The organism is Candidatus Nitrososphaera gargensis Ga9.2 (genome assembly GCF_000303155.1).
GTDB classification, from domain to species: Archaea; Thermoproteota; Nitrososphaeria; order Nitrososphaerales; family Nitrososphaeraceae; genus Nitrososphaera; species Nitrososphaera gargensis.
Window position 1 is genome coordinate 50,718 of sequence record NC_018719.1, and the last position, 16,602, is coordinate 67,319.

Genomic DNA, 16,602 nt, shown 5'->3' on the forward strand with positions numbered 1-16,602 from the left:
AAATGATCTAGGTTTTAACAATTTATCATTTCTATGGCTTGGAGTAACATAACAATCGACGTGCCGCAATAAAAACAGACAGTCAGTTGGAAGCGTATGCGGAAAGAACACGCAAGCAACAACACTAGCAAAAACAAGCTTCTAGCACTGGCAATAGCAGCCGCACTCGTAGCATCGATATTGAGCATAGTAGGAGGCAGCATACCAAGTGCGTCCGCAGCAGAGCCCAAGACAATAAACGCAGGCACAGGTCAAGGCTTGCTGTACTATGAGGCGCACAGGATACCAAGCAGCCACTGGAACCCGTGTTTTGCCACGAGCTGTGACCAAGGAACCGGACCGGGCACGTGGGTGTGGTTTGTACTCTTCAACGATGCAGGTGAGCCCATCGTGGCCGACCTTGCAAACGAAGACGGCGTACTCATAACAGGCCTTGAGGTAGGAAAGACGTACTTCCTGCAGCCGACCGACTGTGTCTATCCAAACTGCGGAGAACCGCCACATGACGTGATATTCAACAACTGGCACGACTGCGATGATACAAGACAAAGACCGTTTGTAATCGCGGCAGGCACTATAGTATCAGGAGCAGCATATTACAGGTACCACCTCCATGGCGAACCAAATGAGCCGGTAGCATGTTTCACTACAGGTACACCCAACCCGCCTGCAAACAACAACCCACCCCCAACCAACAACCCACCTCAAAACCCCAACCAGCCTACAAGCCCTGGGACAGTTGAGACCGGAATGACAGATCCTGTCTTCTACTTCAAGCTGGTCAACTTCGTGAACAACGAGTTTGGTATTGGCACAGTAATAGCAGAAGAGAACGACACTAGGACAGCAGCCGAGATATTAGCCGAGCAAATCCCAGACACCAACCTCTCAGGTCAGCCTCTGGATTCCGATTCATCACTGAGATATGCAATGTATAACTCACTGTACGAGATCGTCAGAGATGACCCTGTAAGCTGCATGCAGATCATGAGGGCAGCCGTGGACGCAGGCATACCTTGGGATCAGCTGTCTGATATGCAAAAGGCGTACATAATCCTCAAAGTGAAGGGATCCTCGCTGGACGCAACAAATGTAGACTTTGGCAACCTCTAAAGCAGACCTGGCCCGTCTGCATTTTTTCTTTTTTCTTTGTATCTTTATATGTTTTTGCATGCTCAATTTAAAATACTACGAGTTCATGTTTAGATAACCACAAATTTCTATAAAAACTACAAATTTATGAGGCACGCTGTCAGCAAGATGAACCTTTCGTTCACAAGTTTTATATAGTAAATTCTTCTTACGCGACCCAGCTATATGCACGATAGTACGAATAGCTTTAGCAAGAAGTCAGTAGGTTCAATAGCAATAGCTGCCTTGCTTATTTTCGGCATCTATAGTATATTGCCTCTGACATCAGGTGCATATGCTCAAGGAACGGTCACTATCACGACAAGTGCTGATGCCCACAACAACAGATTCTTTGGGCCAGCGCTGTTGGAAGTGATGTTCACGAGCTCACAACATGCAGCTGATAACGCACAAGGAACAGCACAAGTAACAGTAACCGCATTTGGTACACAACGCCAGTTATCTCTTAATGAGACTTCACAAACCAGCGGTATCTTCCTAATGTATGTCAAAGTAGACAACTTGGGGAATCCAGCAAACACATTAGGCAGTGCTGAAGATCCACAGACACCAGCAACACCATTTTCAAGTACTAATACACGCCTATACATAGGTACTGGCGGCAGTGGAGACAACTCTGCGTATCCAAACACCAGCGGTAGTGCACCAAACCAGACAGTTGAAAGGACGATCAGTCTTAACTCTGTCTCTGGCCTAGAAGGCGGTCAAATTACATTCTCGTTCGGTGGCGTGCAAAAGACAGTCACATGGGACGACTCGACAGCATCTGTATCACTGGACAGGACAAACTATGGACCGGGTGCTACAGCATACGTGGTAGTTGAAGACCAAGACATGAACCTTGACCCAACAGCAGTGAACACTTTTTCAGATACTGCAAGTGCTCCTGCCAATCAAAACCTGACCAACGGTGTTGATAAGGGATCATCACTCACCTACACTGAAACAGGTGCAAACACTGGCAAGTTTGAAATAACCTATACAATAGGTATCCTGACTACTGGCACATCCCAAGGCCGCTCACTGACAGTAAATGACTTCAAGAACTTCACAGCTTCGGGAACCACAATAGCGTTGGGTTCAGGCACAGGAGGCTCAGGTTCGCCAATAGGATCAAGCTCTGCGTCCTATACAGTTCAAAGAGTCTCTGGTGGCCTTGGAGCAGTAAGTAGTGTAACCTATGCAGGCGAGCTTCCATTAACTGTAAGTGACTCTGACAGGAACTTGAATTCAAAGGCACAAGAAAGTCTCAACACTAAGCTACAAGTCAACGAGCCTAGCCAGACAAACAAGAGGGAATTCAACCTAAGAGAACAATCGCAAAGCAGCAACACATTCGTTCCAGCTTATGGTCAGGATAGAATCATTCTGACATGGAAGCAGAACACAACTGAAGCGCAAGGCATCTTGAAATTGCTACCAGGCCAAGAAGCAACCATCAGATACGAGGACGATGTTCCATCAACCGGCGGACCCGCGAACACATCGTCAATTACAATAAAGCCAACCAATACAGCACCTACTCTGTCAGCCGACAAGACTACCGTGGGCAGGTCATCAGTCATAGGGCTGACAATGAACGATCCAGAGCTCAACGATGACAGCCAAATCGTAGAATCATACACAGTCACATTTACTGGCACTACTGCAGCAACTAATGTACCCGCATTCCCAAGCACCATAAGTCCGTTCTCCCTGAAAATAGACAAGAACGGAGCGGCGATGACAATATCTCCTAACTTCTCTGTGACATTCACAGAAACAGGTCCAAACACAGGCGTCTTTACAGCAGAAGTAGATCTGTCTGACCTTGCAGCTAGTCCAGCGCTTGCAGATGGTGACACACTCAAGATTGAAGTAAACGACATTCTTGAGCCCGGAGAATCAGAGACTGCAGATGTAAGCCTGACGGTCGGACTCGAAAAGCCAACAGTCAAAGTGGACAGATCCACAGTACCAGTTCCAAGATTGGCAACTGCTGACGATTTCGTAACCCACGGAATAGCATCTAACTCAACAGGTTCAGCCAGAGACAACATCGCTAACACAGGTCCTGTCGACATCGTAATAACGATCACAGACCCTAACAGAAACAATAGCACAATCAACGAAGAAACACTCGGCAGTGGTACTGCATTCACAACCGTCACGGGAGGAAATGTAGCAAGACAGGTATTCTCATATGATGGCGGAAGACTGGTTCTAACATTGGATGCCGCACCTGGTCAGCTATTCGCCAATACAGCTGGAATCACCATGACTGATGCACTCAAGGAAACCGGCTTTAACACTGGCATCTTCCAAGGTACAATTAGAGTAGACCCATCAGTCGCAGGCAATGACGATCCACTATGGATTGGTGCAAAGCTAAAGATTGAATACAAGGGTCTATCTGTTGCCAGTTCAACCGATGATGCAAACGCAGTGACTGTGACATTCACGGCAAGGCAGGCTGTCCTGAGTACAGACACATCAACGGTTGTCAACGGTGGCGAAGTGACATTCACAGTCACTGACCAAGATTCCAACCGCGATCCAGATACAGCTGAAAAAGTCAAAATCAGAGTAGCATGGACTGGTGCTAACGGCAATGCACAAAATAGGTGGCTTGAACTTGAAGAAACAGGCAAGGACACTGGTGTCTTCACAGAAACAATTGCAGTAGGCGATGACACGATAGACGGCATTACATTCGATGTTGAATCAGACTCAGAGGTAGATGTCTTCTACTACGATGCTACGCCAAGCGTATCTGCATCTACTAATTGGCCAGCACTGGGAAGCACAAACGGCAGGCACGAGAAGACACTACAAGTCGGAGCTGCATCAGGCTCACTTGACCTCGGCATAACAGGAACATCAGTCGGACCATCATCAGAGATAGATGTCACTATATTTGACACAGACGTGAACACCAACCCGAACACCAAGCAGATAATAGGACAAGGTACAGGAAGCTTGATCACAGTTGCAACAGACGCAGGCATTGAAGTCCAGCTAGATGCCGAAGAGACAACAGGCAGCAGTGCAAGGTTCGTAGGCACAATCAAGCTGCAAGCTGACGCAACACCTACTCAGGCAGAAGTCGCAGGCGATGACTCGACAGAAGTAACGATCCCTGTTTCGCCGGGCGATGTCGTCTCTGTAAGATATGAAGACCAGAATGACGAAAACGGAAGAAGGACGACCATCTCGAAGCAATTCACAGTGGTCAGCGTCGATCCAGAGATAACTACAGACAAGAATGTCTATGCAGCAGGCGACCAGATGAAGATAACACTGGCCGACCTTGACAGAGACAGAGACCCAGATAGCAACGACATCGTCAACGTCAAGGCAACATCGACAAGCGACCTAGTGGGACTCTCGAGCGTACAGCTGATTGAGACAGGACCCAACACAGGCGTATTCGAAGGAACGCTGACTCTGTCAGCCCAGTTCTCGTCGGGTTCGCTGACTGTGAAGAATGGCGATGTAATCACCATCAAGTACACAGACGACTTCCCGGCTGACTACGAGGAAAGAGTAGATGCAGGTGGTACAACCAGCAAGGACTTCGTTAAGACAGTACCAGTAGGCACCTCCGGTACGACAAAGACTACAACACCAAGCAAACCAGAGTTGAAAGATGCTCAGGGCAGACCAGTGACTCAAGTACTGGCAGGTCAACAGGTAGTGCTGTCAACCACAGTCAAGAATAACGAAGCAGCATCGACTCCATATGCAGCAATAGTCGAAGTCAGAGACTCTAAGGGCATAACTGTGTTCCTCAACTGGCAGACAGGCACCCTGCAAGCTGACGGCACAACCGGCATTGGCTTGTCATGGACACCTGAAACACCAGGCACATACACAGCAAGAGTCTTTGTACTGAGCGGACTCACCAACCCACAGATCCTGTCAGAAACGATCACATCGACCATCACCGTGAGCTAAGTAGGTTGAGGTAAAACCTACTTACCTCCGTCCCTTTCTTTCCTTTTTGTTTTGAAAATGAACGTTCGCAAGAATACAAGAAAAAGTTTCCCAAAAGGTTCAGTTTTATCCGGCTTTGCCGTATTTTCAATTTTAATAATATTGGCCGCTCTACCCATAGCGACATTTCTTGTTTATCTGCCGTCGGCCGAATTTGCCAGCGCTCAAGACAGCGCCGAACGATTCAATCTGAATCTAAGCTCTGATGTATTTGCACCTGGCGATACTGTCATCCTTTATGGAAAGGTAATCCCTGAAGATGCTATTGTAGTAAGGCTGTTTGACCCAAGTGGCAAGGTATTGAGACTTGAGACTTTTACAGCTCGTAGCGATGGAACAATCACGGAACAGGTTTTTGTCTGGCCGGAACCATCAAAGCAATACCCATTTGGGATCTATTCGCTTGAAGTTAGATCATCAATAGTGCCTTCAGATGTCAAGACTTTTTCAGTCTATTATGTTGACATCACAGGAGCCGGCTCTTCATCCGGCGCGCCAAGCTCGGCCAGCTTGGTGGTAAAGCTGGATGCGCCTACACTGGTTTCAACGAACTCGCAATTCCGGATATTTGTGCAGGTAACGTACAACGGCGCGCTTGTTAATGCTGAAGATGAACAGCTATCCAACCTCCTTGGGTCATCGCACATCCATTTTGGCGACTCGACAAATGCAACGGCCATCAGCCTGTCTGGCAGGTTCCACAAGCTCCATGAAGGGCTCTACTATGCAGATGTCACGCTGGACCGGGACGGCTCGTACATCATGCACTCGATCGCTTTTCACAATGGCTTCCTCTCGCACGACTCTCGAGTCGTGGTCGCCAGCAGCGCCAGCATAGGCTCTGTTCAGGAATCAGTTAACAGGCTCAACGAGAGGCTCGACGTGACAAACAGGTCCCTAGATCAGACCAACGCGTCGCTTAACACCACCAAAAACGCGCTGACCCAGTTTGCACAAGACACCAGCTCTACGATAGGTCAAATGAGGGACGCCTCTGGCCAGATCAATGGGCTGATACTCCCAATACTCGTGCTGATCTCGATTATTATAGCCCTGCAGATATCGCTCTTTGCCAGAATCAGGGCATCATATAGGTAGGAAGGACGCTGTCAAGCAAGTAGTTGTACACCCATCTGCAGCCGTCAAGCGTCTGCTCTAACATGAGCACCTGCTCTTTCGTTGGATATAGGCGGAACTTGTAGTTGAGTGTCATGCTGATGACAGTACAGCATATTCTTCACTAGTGCTACTTAAAAAATATGGTGGCTATTCATCCACCGGTCATAGACCGGTGGTCCTCTCGCCACGTTCCTATAAAATCATTTACCAGCTTTCAACCGTCAGGCCCGGCACCATTTCAAAATGCTTGATGTTTCTTGTCAATAGAGTCTGTCTGTTAGCAATGACGATGCTCGCTATCAGCAGATCTAGCGGCTCTATTATGTTTGACTTTAATTTCTCTGACAACTGTCCGTACAATCTTGCAGCTGCAAAATCAAGTGGAAGGGCAGGAAATGTTTCAAGTAACCTGTCTGCTTGGTCCAATGCAGTTGCCTTGTCTTTTGCTCTATAAGCACCGAAATAAAATTCGGCAACATTGACTGACGTAGTAGAGACGGTATCGCCTCTCGATTCCAATTGCTCCATCTTTCTTATGGCTTTCTCATCTTGATCCTTTAGGTCTATCAAAAAATCAGTGTCAGCACAGAGAATCGCCATTATCCAAAGTCAAACTCCCGCATCTTGAAGTCCCTGCGCATCTCCTTGCTGGCCTGCCTTACGCTTTGTGATAGGTCAGGGTTTGGTTTCATACTTTTGACGACAGCTAGGATTCTGGCAGGATCGCCTTTTGGAAACTTGCGCAGTATCACATCAGAGAATGACTCGCCCTCTTTTTTTGCGGCCTTTAGCGCATTGTATGCCTCGTCAGATAACATGACTGGTTTTGCCATATTGTACTATATATAATTTATATATATAAGGCTTGCGCCGAATTTTGTATTCGATACCTCTAGTGCTAAGGAAGTTCAGCGTAAAAGGTTATCCCTCGGCGAGCGGGAAAACCCACAGGCTTTAGCCGTGGGATGAAAGCGAGCCACCCTCTCTCTCCTACCAAGGTACTCCAGCAGTTAAATAGCAGGCCATTCGTAGACACTCCTGTGTCAGAGCTAGGCAAAGTGGAAGAACGTCTTGGCATTAGTATGGGCGCATACCTGTTGCCATGTAAAGCCGAAACAGGAGTACGCCCAGACACACTACCGGTGGAACGCCGGGAATTTACGCCTGGGGAGATCAGAAGCTCGGTCACTGAACCAGGAAAAGTTCTCCTGAACCATGTGACAGTGGAGGGAGAAGCCAACGGCTTCAGTCGTTGGTAGTTCACCACCTTGCCTCGTACAAGGATGATCGGCTAGCTATAGTGAACTATAAATACCTATAACTGCCTATAAGTAATGTGGATACAACAATACAGATTGACAAGAAAACTAGGGACAAGCTAAAAGAGCTCAAAATACACCCAAAAGAATCCTATAACAATGTGGTTGAAAGGCTGTTGGCATTGAGAATTGACGAAGAGGAACTGAGCGAAGAGACGATAAGAGACATAGAACAAAGCTTGGAGGACGTTAAAGCTGGCAGAACGTTGTCGATGCAAGAAGTCAAGCAAAGATTGAAGATTAAATGACTTTTGAAATAAGGTGGACAGAGTCTTCATTTAACAAGCTTCAAAAGCTCGACTTCCTTACTCAAACAAGAATAATTGAAAAACTCGACGAGGCAGCCAGCGATCCGTTTCTTGTGGCAAAAAAGCTAACTGGAGTCAACCTATATTCAATTAGAATTGGAGATTACAGAGTGATAGTAAGCATTGAAAAGAACAAGATGATCGTATTTGTCATTGATCTCGGTCATCGAAGCAAAATCTACAAGAAACTGTGAGTAGTTTTACAAGGCAAGATCGTGCCCGGTACCTGACGGATCTAACAGGACAGTGGAGAACAAAGAGTGAACTGTTAACGAACAAGTTTGTTAGCCTCTTCCTGCTTCAATGATTCACCTAGAATCTCTCAGGCGTAAATTCCCGGCGTTCCACCGGTAGCAAGAGCAAACCTCTTTGCAATATGTTTAGGCTTGCATTGTAATCACGATCGATTACAACACCGCAGTTATTGTATATCTATGAATACGTACTGCCAGTGACTTCGGAACTTTATTGCCACATCTTGAACAGTAAGACTGACGTGTAAGCCAGCTCTACTTCAACCATCATCTTAGCTTAAGCAATTTTTTAAATTCGCGCCACCCAGAATCAAGTAAATTTCTTGCTAGGCGATGGTTCCTAGCCATGTTCAATGTGTGTAGATGTTCTAGGAAGATGATATCATATCGACTTGTATATATTCTGCAGAGAGTTTGTGAAGAAAATCCTTACGTCTGTTGTATATCCGGGAATACAACCTGGCGAGCATATGCTTGGCTTTGACATAGTTTTTTGAACTCTTCTTTCTTCTTGAAAGTCTTCTATCAGCCCTTCTCAGCGGCTTTATCCTGATGGAGGGTACGGGAACCAAAGAAAACCCACACTCTTTAGAGGTGGGATGAATTTGGTTCCCGTCAATGAATCTTTTCCTCTACCCCCCACCCCACCCTCCCGCCAAAGTGCCTGAGACGTTAAATAGTAGTAGTAATAGTGATGTGTACAAAAAAATGCTCAACTACAAGTTCCGCCTATATCCAACGAAAGAGCAGGAGCTTCTGTTAGAGCAAACTCTGGATGGCTGTAGATGGGTGTACAACTACTTTCTCTCACTACCATCGCCAATGTCAGAGTACGACATGAACTATGCCTTGACTGAATTAAAAGAGCAACACCCATGGCTTCGCAAATACTACCACTCTAAAATGTTGCAGATGGTGGCAAAACAGGTTGCAGCAGCTAGAAAGGTAGCAAAGGGCCGCAAGCTTTCATACAGAAAGGACAGCGATTTCAACTCATTTACATATAACCAGTCTGGCTTTCGGCTCGAGAATAACAACAGGCTGTCACTTTCCAAGATAGGCAGGATAAGGATTGTACTACATCGTCAACCAGTCAACGTCAAGCAGGTGACAATATCTCGTACAAAGACTGGCAATAAGTGGTACGCTATTGTAGCCTGCGATGTACTGCGCAGGTCATTTTCAACGATAATCAGGTACGCAAAGCCTGTTGGTATAGATGTTGGCATTGCCAAGTTCTGCCATCACTCTGACAACCATGTGGAAGACAACCCGCAGTTTCTCACAAAGATGCTCAGACCACTGAGAAGAGCTCATAGAAGAGTGTCAAGAAGGCAGATAGGCAGCAATAATAGAAAGAAAGCAAAGCGCATGCTTGCCAGACTATATGAAAGGATAAACAACAAGCGTAAGGATTTCCTGCATAAAAAATCGGCGTACTATGCCAGCCGCTATGACCTGATATTTCTTGAGAGATTGCGGGTCATGAACATGACCAAGAACCACAGGCTTGCACGCAAAATCCTGGACGCAAGCTGGTCTGCTTTTAAAAATATGCTGCAGTACAAGGCCAACCGCGTTGTAGAGGTAGAGCCATCATACACATCGATTAACTGCTCAAGGTGCGGCCATCCAGTACCAAAGTCACTTGCAGTACGTATTCATGTTTGTACAAAGTGTGGTGCAATACTTGACAGGGACTATAATTCTGCCATCAATATCCTCAAGCGAGGACTGGAGTCGTTAGTGCTACTACTACTACCGGTGGAACGCCGGGAAGTTACGCCTGTGGAGATCGTACTACAACAGCGGTCGCTGAAGCAGGAAGAAGCCCACGTCTTAAGACGTGGGTAGTTCACCAACAAGATTGCAGGGCTCTTCGAAGAACAAAGATTAAAAGTGGCTTGATCCGTTCCTTTTGTCTATATATAAGAAAAAAGAGGAAGGATAGGTAAGAGTATCTATGGTCAACAATAACCAACTTTTAGAGCTGGTGAAAAAGGCGCGGGAAGGAGCAACCAAGCGCAACTTTACCCAGTCTGCAGAATTGACACTTGTTCTCAAGGATATCGACGTCAAGAAGGGGTTCAACCTCAACGAGGTTGTGGCCCTTCCTCACAAACCAAGCAAAGTTCCACGCGTCTGTGTAATCGCCTCCGGCGACATGGGCAGCAGGGCCCGCAAGGCAGGGATCGATACGGTCATGGAGCCAACAGAGCTTGACAGGCTTGGCACCAACAAGCGCGAAGCCCGCAAGGTTGTAAGAGCACATGACTTTTTCCTGGCAGACACCGCCCAGATGGCCTCAATAGGCCGCTCACTCGGCCAGTTCCTAGGACCAAAGGGCAAGATGCCAACGCCACTGCCGTATGGCGCTCCAGTGGAAAACATTGCAGGCCGGTTCAAGAACTCTGTCAGGGTCAAGGCAAAGAACCAGCTCAACGTCTCTGCCAAGATAGGCGATGAAAAGATGGAAGACAACCAACTCGCAGAGAACGCCAGCGCTATCATTGCAGCGGTCGAAAAAAAGCTGCCACAGGGCGACAAGAACATTAGAAACGCCATGGTCAAGTTCACGATGGGCAAGGCGGCAAAGCTAACCGCGCTCAAAGGAAAGGAAAAGGAGAAGAGTGGTGAATAATAGCATATGTCGTCGCAGATGACAGCACCACAGCAAGCGCGCAAGCACTACCCAAAGAAGAAGCGCCTGATGTACCAAGAGCTTCAGGAGCTTCCGACAAAGTACAACGTAATTGCACTGTCCAAGATGACAAAGGTCCGTGCGACCCAGCTGATGGCGATACGCAAAAAGTTCCGCAATGACGTCAAGATCAGGATAATCAAGAACAAGGTCGCCATCAGGGCGTTTGAAAAGGTCAAGGGGGTCGCAGGGATCGAGAACCTGAGCAAGCAGTTGGAAGGCCAGTGCGCCCTCATGTTCACCAACATCAGCCCGTTCAAGCTCAACCTCATATTTGCCCAGAACAAGGTGTTTCTGCCGGCCAAGGGAGGTGACATTGCCACCAAAGAAGTTGTCGTTCCAGCCGGCAACACTGGCATTGCCCCAGGCCCTGTCCTGTCCGAGTTCAAGGTTGCAAACGTCCCGACAAAGATAGACCAGGGCACTATATGGGTGTCCAAGGACACGGTGGTAGCCAAGCCCGGAGATGTCATTTCGATGCAACTTGCGTCGCTTCTGAGCAAACTCAACGTCAAGCCCATTGAAGCTGGCATAGCCGTCAACTTTGCAATCGCTGAAGGCTTGATGTTCAAGGAGCAGGACCTGAGGATCGACCTAGAGGAATACAAGACCGAGCTTGTCAGGTCGTTCCAGCAGGCACTTGCGCTGGCCACAGAAGCAGGCTACATGACTCCTGAAACGATCAAGCCCCTGTTGGTCAAGGCACAGCAACAGGCAAGGTCACTTGCGGCCGAAGCAGGATACGTCACTCCTGAAACCGCAGACTTTGTGCTGCAAAGGGCCCAGGCAAAGGCGCAGGCAGTAGCAAATAAAGCAAAGGAAAAAGGCTATACTGCCCAATAATAATTTCGTAGTTGAGATATTATCAAGCCCAATCCTGATGCAGTCGTTCACCATATGTGCCTAAATGTATATCCATTATCAGTACCTGGCAATAACGGGTTTGTGAGTAGTTTTTTAGTCGATTGTTGAAGGGCGTTCCTGGCAACAGCTATAGCTGCCACCAAGGACACATGGTTTGTGAGAACCCTGTCAGTCGAGTGCGGTACATTTACTCAAGAACCTGCCGATGAACGTTTCTTGACAGATGAGAGAGTACTTGGTAACGCAGTCAACGTGTTGCTGCCGCTTTTCAGGCCAGCCGGTTTCAAAAGAAGGCGGTATTCCGTAGTCGATATAGCAAATTCTGTGGTCTATGCCTGTACCGGTGGGACGTCCATAACACAGACAACATGCTGTAGTATTCTGGTCAGCACCCCGTCCAGAAGGGATGTCCAGTACCACATATCCAAGATTGACATTTCGTGGATTCAGTCAGCTGTCAACAACAGGGTAGTACTGCAGGCAAGAGCCAAGGACGTGCTGCAGCAGTGTGCAGTCAACATAGCCATCGATATGACAGACACGCCCCCACCTACTACGGGCAGCCGGAGAACGAAGGCGATGTCAGGCGCGGACCAGCCAAAAGCGGTATATACCACCCACTTCTTTTTCACACACGCCAGCGCATATGTGAGGCTCCATGGAAGGAGGTTTACCCTGGCCATGAAGTACGTCAGGGCCGACGAGTCTCTAGTAGACGTGGTCAGGTACCTGCTCGCAGAGGTACAGAAAACAGGCATCAGGATAAAGTGCCTGTTCCTTGACAAGGGGTTCTTTACCGCAGCAGCCGTCATGAGCTACCTCAATTCTGTGCGCATCCCGTACATCATAGCTGCCTTTCCGAGGGGAAGAAAGACCGGCGGCAGGCTATCGAAACTGACCCGGAAAAGAAGGGACAGCTTTGTAGTACCCGACTATGAAATCATTGATTCGAACACCGGGGAGAAATGCACTTTCAGGCTGTATGCGTGGCAAAGTACCGTAAGAAGCGGTACAGGAAGAAGAAGAATCACGGCGTCCAGTACATGTTCTATGCCACAGGCCGTGTAAATATCCCGGTAGAGCGGATGTTTGACGAGTACCGGAAGCGCTTTGGCATAGAATCGTCGTACAGGATGATGAAAAAGAGCAGGGCCAGGACGTCTTCCCGGAGCGCCGTCCTCCGCCTGCTCTACGTACTGGTGTCGTTTGTTATACAGAACGAGTGGGTGTGTATAACAAATGGAGTTACCTCAGCAGGATAGCGCGTGGCAGGCATGGGCGGAAGTATGACACCGGGTTCACGTACTTTTTCATGCTGCAGTTCATCAGGCTGGCACTGGAGAAGATATACGGCGCAGTGAAGAACTCTGTCCAGATGAAAAATGGCAGGTCAGTGACCATACTTGGTGGCTAATTGCCAGGTACTGATTATTCCAAACAGATCTGTCAACTACCCACTGGTGAACTACCCACGTCTAAAGAACGTGGGCTTCCTTGAGCTATTCGGTGATATAGGTTGTTTAACTGATTTTACGGCAGTCTCAAGCAAACAAGGTAGCACGAAATTCTCTATATATATAATACGAGAGCCACCCAGAGGAGAGGGAGTATCTTAGCGACAACTGCTGACAAGATTTCATCGGCTTTGTAGAAATCAATCACGATGACGAGGAGATTCGTCACCCTATGCATATTGTTGTAGGCGATGCATCTAAACGCTAGCTCCCTGTTCTGTGTCCTGACCAGCCTTGACCTAACGTGTTCACCAAACAGCCGCTTCATCACAGACATGATAGTCTCGTCCTTGTTCCGTTGGTTGTACAGCGGTCTCAGATAGCCTCCTCTCTTCATCTGCTTCCTGTACCTGCCATGAGTTCGCCATACTGGTACATCCTGGTACCTTGGCGGTATGATGCTGTACGCATGGTAGCGTTCCCTGACAAACACGTGGTTCTCCTCGCTGTCATACCCTTTGTCAGCCACCACTAGAGACAGCGGCATGATGTCTGACGCCCTTTCCACCAGCGGTTTGAAATCGACGTTGTCGTCGTGCCTTGCAGGAGCTCGCCTGATTTTGATTGTACAGATTACCTGCTTAAGGACGTCTGCTCCTAACGACAGTTTGACGTACTTCCTTCTCAATTCAGCCCTTTCAGTGAAAGGTAGTAGTAGTACTGCGACGCATGGGTCGGCTTGAAGCCGGACGAATCAGGACCAAGGAGTATATCTCTGCTTGATGCTTGTTAGAAGAAGGATGAAAAAGAGGCGATTATTCTTTCCAGCAATGTACCAGAGATTCTGGCAGCGAACTTCTGCATGGTTGTAAAATGTGGTATTTTCGACAGCTGCAGGAACATCCTGAGGTAATGAGCCTCGACCAGCCAATCAGCTAACATGCGGTAGCTCTTGGCCTCGTATTGTCTCTGATGGCTAGAAGGACGACGTGCTGCCAGACTGTGAATATATGGTTTTGCTCTTCCTGTTGTGGAGGAACAATGGCATCCTGGCGTGCTTCAGGACATGTAGCATTGTCCTAGCCATCTTTACATATCTGGATTCTTTCATGAGAGAGGGGCATAATTGGAGGCTACCAGAAAGCTTGTTCTATAGAATCTCATGGACTAGCTGGTAAAGAAGCGTTGGTTTCGACAGAGCCGATTTCATCAGTAAATCTAATATACTAAGACTAACAAACCCTCCAGTAGTATGTTCGAAAATCTGTTACGGCAATCAATAGACCCAGCCGCTTTCCCAGTATGGATACCTCTGGCTTTTGGACTGATCGTAGGACTGGCCTACGTGATTGCTTCGGCAGCAAGGCGCAGACACTAGCAACTCTGACGCCTAACCTTCTCTTTTTCTGTGAACTACTATCGGACAAGTCCGATAGCCTCTTCTTTTTCTTCCTGCTTCAGCGACCGCTGTTGTAGTACGATCTCCACAGGCGTAACTTCCCGGCGTTCCACCGGTAGTAGTAGTAGCACTAACGACTCCAGTCCTCGCTTGAGGATATTGATGGCAGAATTATAGTCCCTGTCAAGTATTGCACCACACTTTGTACAAACATGAATACGTACTGCAAGTGACTTTGGTACTGGATGGCCGCACCTTGAGCAGTTAATCGATGTGTATGATGGCTCTACCTCTACAACGCGGTTGGCCTTGTACTGCAGCATATTTTTAAAAGCAGACCAGCTTGCGTCCAGGATTTTGCGTGCAAGCCTGTGGTTCTTGGTCATGTTCATGACCCGCAATCTCTCAAGAAATATCAGGTCATAGCGGCTGGCATAGTACGCCGATTTTTTATGCAGGAAATCCTTACGCTTGTTGTTTATCCTTTCATATAGTCTGGCAAGCATGCGCTTTGCTTTCTTTCTATTATTGCTGCCTATCTGCCTTCTTGACACTCTTCTATGAGCTCTTCTCAGTGGTCTGAGCATCTTTGTGAGAAACTGCGGGTTGTCTTCCACATGGTTGTCAGAGTGATGGCAGAACTTGGCAATGCCAACATCTATACCAACAGGCTTTGCGTACCTGATTATCGTTGAAAATGACCTGCGCAGTACATCGCAGGCTACAATAGCGTACCACTTATTGCCAGTCTTTGTACGAGATATTGTCACCTGCTTGACGTTGACTGGTTGACGATGTAGTACAATCCTTATCCTGCCTATCTTGGAAAGTGACAGCCTGTTGTTATTCTCGAGCCGAAAGCCAGACTGGTTATATGTAAATGAGTTGAAATCGCTGTCCTTTCTGTATGAAAGCTTGCGGCCCTTTGCTACCTTTCTAGCTGCTGCAACCTGTTTTGCCACCATCTGCAACATTTTAGAGTGGTAGTATTTGCGAAGCCATGGGTGTTGCTCTTTTAATTCAGTCAAGGCATAGTTCATGTCGTACTCTGACATTGGCGATGGTAGTGAGAGAAAGTAGTTGTACACCCATCTACAGCCATCCAGAGTTTGCTCTAACAGAAGCTCCTGCTCTTTCGTTGGATATAGGCGGAACTTGTAGTTGAGCGTCATGATGATTGATTGATTATGATAGTACAGCAGCATATTTTTCACTGGTGCTACTTAAAAAATATGGTGGCGATTCATCCACTGGACAAGTCCAGTGGTCTTCTCGCCATATTTCTATAAGAAGAAAGCAACTTTATAGCCAGCATACAGCATATTATTATATTGATGCCGACATGGGCATAGGTCTTTTGCGCCGTGAGAAGAATGAGTGCGAGGACTGCCACGAGAGATTTTCAAGCTATGACGAGTTGATAGGCCATACAAGAGATGTTCACAAGCGCCACATCATAAAGTGCAGGTTCTGCGGCAAACAGTTCATCCATGAGAAGGACAGGCTGCACCACGAGCGCGAGGAGAGGGAAAAGAAGGTGGACGCCCGCAGACACAAATTTTAAAGTGCCTCCACCCTGAACACTAGGCATATGGATTTTGCAATCAGGGCAGGCGCCACCAAAGAGCGCACCATAACCGTGGACTCGAACCAGACGACAAGCTTTCTCTGGGAGGGCGAGAACGTCCTTTCCACCCCCTCCATGATAGCCGAGATGGAAGAGACTTGCAGGCTGCTCCTCAAAGAGCAGTTCCTGCCAGACCCGGAATGGGACTCGGTTGGGACAATAGTTGATATCAAGCATCTTGCCGCCACCCCTGTAGGGGCAAAAGTATCTCTGAGAGCCAGAGTAATCTCGGTCGAGGGCAGGAGGGTCATGTTCGAGGTCGAGGCGCGAGATAAGCTTGAAAAGGTAGGCGAGGGAAGGCACGAGAGGTTCATAATAAATGTCCCCCGCTTTCGGGCTAAATTCAACGAGAAGCAGAAGCAACTTGGGATGCAATGAGTCAAAATCTGTGAACTACTATCAGAGTCCGATAGTCTCGCCCCTTCACTGT

Annotated in this window: 19 protein-coding genes; 13 read left to right on the forward strand and 6 right to left on the reverse strand. The window is 47.8% G+C overall.

Features of this window, described 5'->3' with window-relative positions; genetic code table 11:
- The first annotated feature begins 96 nt into the window (after window positions 1–96).
- The 3 genes from NGAR_RS00350 (at window position 97) to NGAR_RS00360 (ending at window position 6,225) form a co-directional block, all read left to right on the forward strand.
- Window positions 97–1,113 (forward strand): hypothetical protein, encoded by a 1,017-nt coding sequence (locus tag NGAR_RS00350; protein WP_015017599.1) that lies wholly within the window; start codon window positions 97–99, stop codon window positions 1,111–1,113.
- Window positions 1,114–1,632: 519 nt separating this feature from the next.
- Entirely contained in the window at window positions 1,633–5,088 is a 3,456-nt protein-coding gene (locus NGAR_RS00355) for a hypothetical protein (protein ID WP_015017600.1), read from the forward strand.
- A 141-nt stretch (window positions 5,089–5,229) separates the two neighbouring features.
- A complete protein-coding gene (locus NGAR_RS00360; RefSeq protein ID WP_148680754.1) occupies window positions 5,230–6,225 on the forward strand; it encodes a hypothetical protein in 996 nt (331 codons plus the stop codon).
- Here NGAR_RS00360 and NGAR_RS00365 read toward each other — a convergent pair.
- The 3 genes from NGAR_RS00365 to NGAR_RS00375 form a co-directional block, all read right to left on the reverse strand.
- Entirely contained in the window at window positions 6,206–6,340 is a 135-nt protein-coding gene (locus NGAR_RS00365) for a helix-turn-helix domain-containing protein (protein WP_015017602.1), read from the reverse strand. The genes NGAR_RS00360 and NGAR_RS00365 overlap by 20 nt on opposite strands.
- Window positions 6,341–6,450: 110 nt before the next feature.
- Window positions 6,451–6,846: a type II toxin-antitoxin system VapC family toxin gene (locus tag NGAR_RS00370; protein WP_015017603.1), complete on the reverse strand. Its 396-nt coding sequence runs from the start codon at window positions 6,844–6,846 to the stop codon at window positions 6,451–6,453.
- Window positions 6,846–7,079 carry an antitoxin VapB family protein gene (locus NGAR_RS00375; RefSeq protein ID WP_148680755.1) on the reverse strand — a complete coding sequence of 78 codons (234 nt, stop codon included), beginning with the start codon at window positions 7,077–7,079 and terminating at the stop codon, window positions 6,846–6,848. Before NGAR_RS00375 ends, NGAR_RS00370 begins: the two co-directional genes overlap by 1 nt.
- A 503-nt stretch (window positions 7,080–7,582) precedes the next feature.
- Between NGAR_RS00375 and NGAR_RS00380 the strand changes: the two genes are divergently transcribed.
- Window positions 7,583–7,813: a DUF7557 family protein gene (locus NGAR_RS00380; protein ID WP_015017606.1), complete on the forward strand. Its 231-nt coding sequence runs from the start codon at window positions 7,583–7,585 to the stop codon at window positions 7,811–7,813.
- Complete coding sequence (locus tag NGAR_RS00385) at window positions 7,810–8,067, forward strand: type II toxin-antitoxin system RelE family toxin (RefSeq protein WP_015017607.1); 258 nt, start codon at window positions 7,810–7,812, stop codon at window positions 8,065–8,067. Before NGAR_RS00380 ends, NGAR_RS00385 begins: the two co-directional genes overlap by 4 nt.
- 428 nt (window positions 8,068–8,495) lie before the next feature.
- On the opposite strand, the gene NGAR_RS19040 is transcribed toward NGAR_RS00385, so the two are convergent.
- Entirely contained in the window at window positions 8,496–8,699 is a 204-nt protein-coding gene (locus tag NGAR_RS19040) for a transposase (RefSeq protein WP_187147599.1), read from the reverse strand.
- Window positions 8,700–8,835: 136 nt separating this feature from the next.
- Between NGAR_RS19040 and NGAR_RS00395 the strand changes: the two genes are divergently transcribed.
- From NGAR_RS00395 to NGAR_RS00420, 6 genes are all read left to right on the forward strand, one after another.
- The gene (locus tag NGAR_RS00395; protein ID WP_148681681.1) at window positions 8,836–9,981 is read left to right on the forward strand and encodes an RNA-guided endonuclease InsQ/TnpB family protein; all 1,146 of its coding nucleotides are present in this window, start codon (window positions 8,836–8,838) and stop codon (window positions 9,979–9,981) included.
- Between the two features lie 109 nt (window positions 9,982–10,090).
- The gene (locus tag NGAR_RS00400) at window positions 10,091–10,768 is read left to right on the forward strand and encodes a 50S ribosomal protein L1 (protein ID WP_015017609.1); all 678 of its coding nucleotides are present in this window, start codon (window positions 10,091–10,093) and stop codon (window positions 10,766–10,768) included.
- A gap of 6 nt (window positions 10,769–10,774) precedes the next feature.
- Window positions 10,775–11,671, forward strand: coding sequence for a 50S ribosomal protein L10 (locus NGAR_RS00405; RefSeq protein ID WP_015017610.1), 897 nt, complete (start codon window positions 10,775–10,777; stop codon window positions 11,669–11,671).
- A 237-nt stretch (window positions 11,672–11,908) separates the two neighbouring features.
- A complete protein-coding gene (locus NGAR_RS00410) occupies window positions 11,909–12,760 on the forward strand; it encodes a hypothetical protein (protein WP_015017611.1) in 852 nt (283 codons plus the stop codon).
- Window positions 12,736–12,954 (forward strand): hypothetical protein, encoded by a 219-nt coding sequence (locus NGAR_RS00415; protein ID WP_148680756.1) that lies wholly within the window; start codon window positions 12,736–12,738, stop codon window positions 12,952–12,954. Before NGAR_RS00410 ends, NGAR_RS00415 begins: the two co-directional genes overlap by 25 nt.
- Entirely contained in the window at window positions 12,921–13,106 is a 186-nt protein-coding gene (locus NGAR_RS00420) for a hypothetical protein (protein ID WP_148680757.1), read from the forward strand. Before NGAR_RS00415 ends, NGAR_RS00420 begins: the two co-directional genes overlap by 34 nt.
- 155 nt (window positions 13,107–13,261) lie before the next feature.
- Here the strand turns inward: NGAR_RS00420 and NGAR_RS00425 are convergent, their stop codons facing one another.
- Complete coding sequence (locus tag NGAR_RS00425; RefSeq protein ID WP_015017612.1) at window positions 13,262–13,834, reverse strand: transposase; 573 nt, start codon at window positions 13,832–13,834, stop codon at window positions 13,262–13,264.
- Window positions 13,835–14,562: 728 nt separating this feature from the next.
- Entirely contained in the window at window positions 14,563–15,717 is a 1,155-nt protein-coding gene (locus tag NGAR_RS00430) for an RNA-guided endonuclease InsQ/TnpB family protein (RefSeq protein ID WP_148680758.1), read from the reverse strand.
- Between the two features lie 170 nt (window positions 15,718–15,887).
- Here NGAR_RS00430 and NGAR_RS16960 point away from each other — a divergent pair, with 170 nt between their 5' ends.
- Both NGAR_RS16960 and NGAR_RS00440 read left to right on the forward strand, forming a co-directional pair.
- A complete protein-coding gene (locus NGAR_RS16960) occupies window positions 15,888–16,109 on the forward strand; it encodes a C2H2-type zinc finger protein (RefSeq protein ID WP_015017614.1) in 222 nt (73 codons plus the stop codon).
- Between the two features lie 27 nt (window positions 16,110–16,136).
- Window positions 16,137–16,550, forward strand: a complete 414-nt coding sequence (locus tag NGAR_RS00440; protein WP_015017615.1) for a thioesterase family protein — start codon at window positions 16,137–16,139, stop codon at window positions 16,548–16,550.
- The last annotated feature ends 52 nt before the right edge of the window (window positions 16,551–16,602 follow it).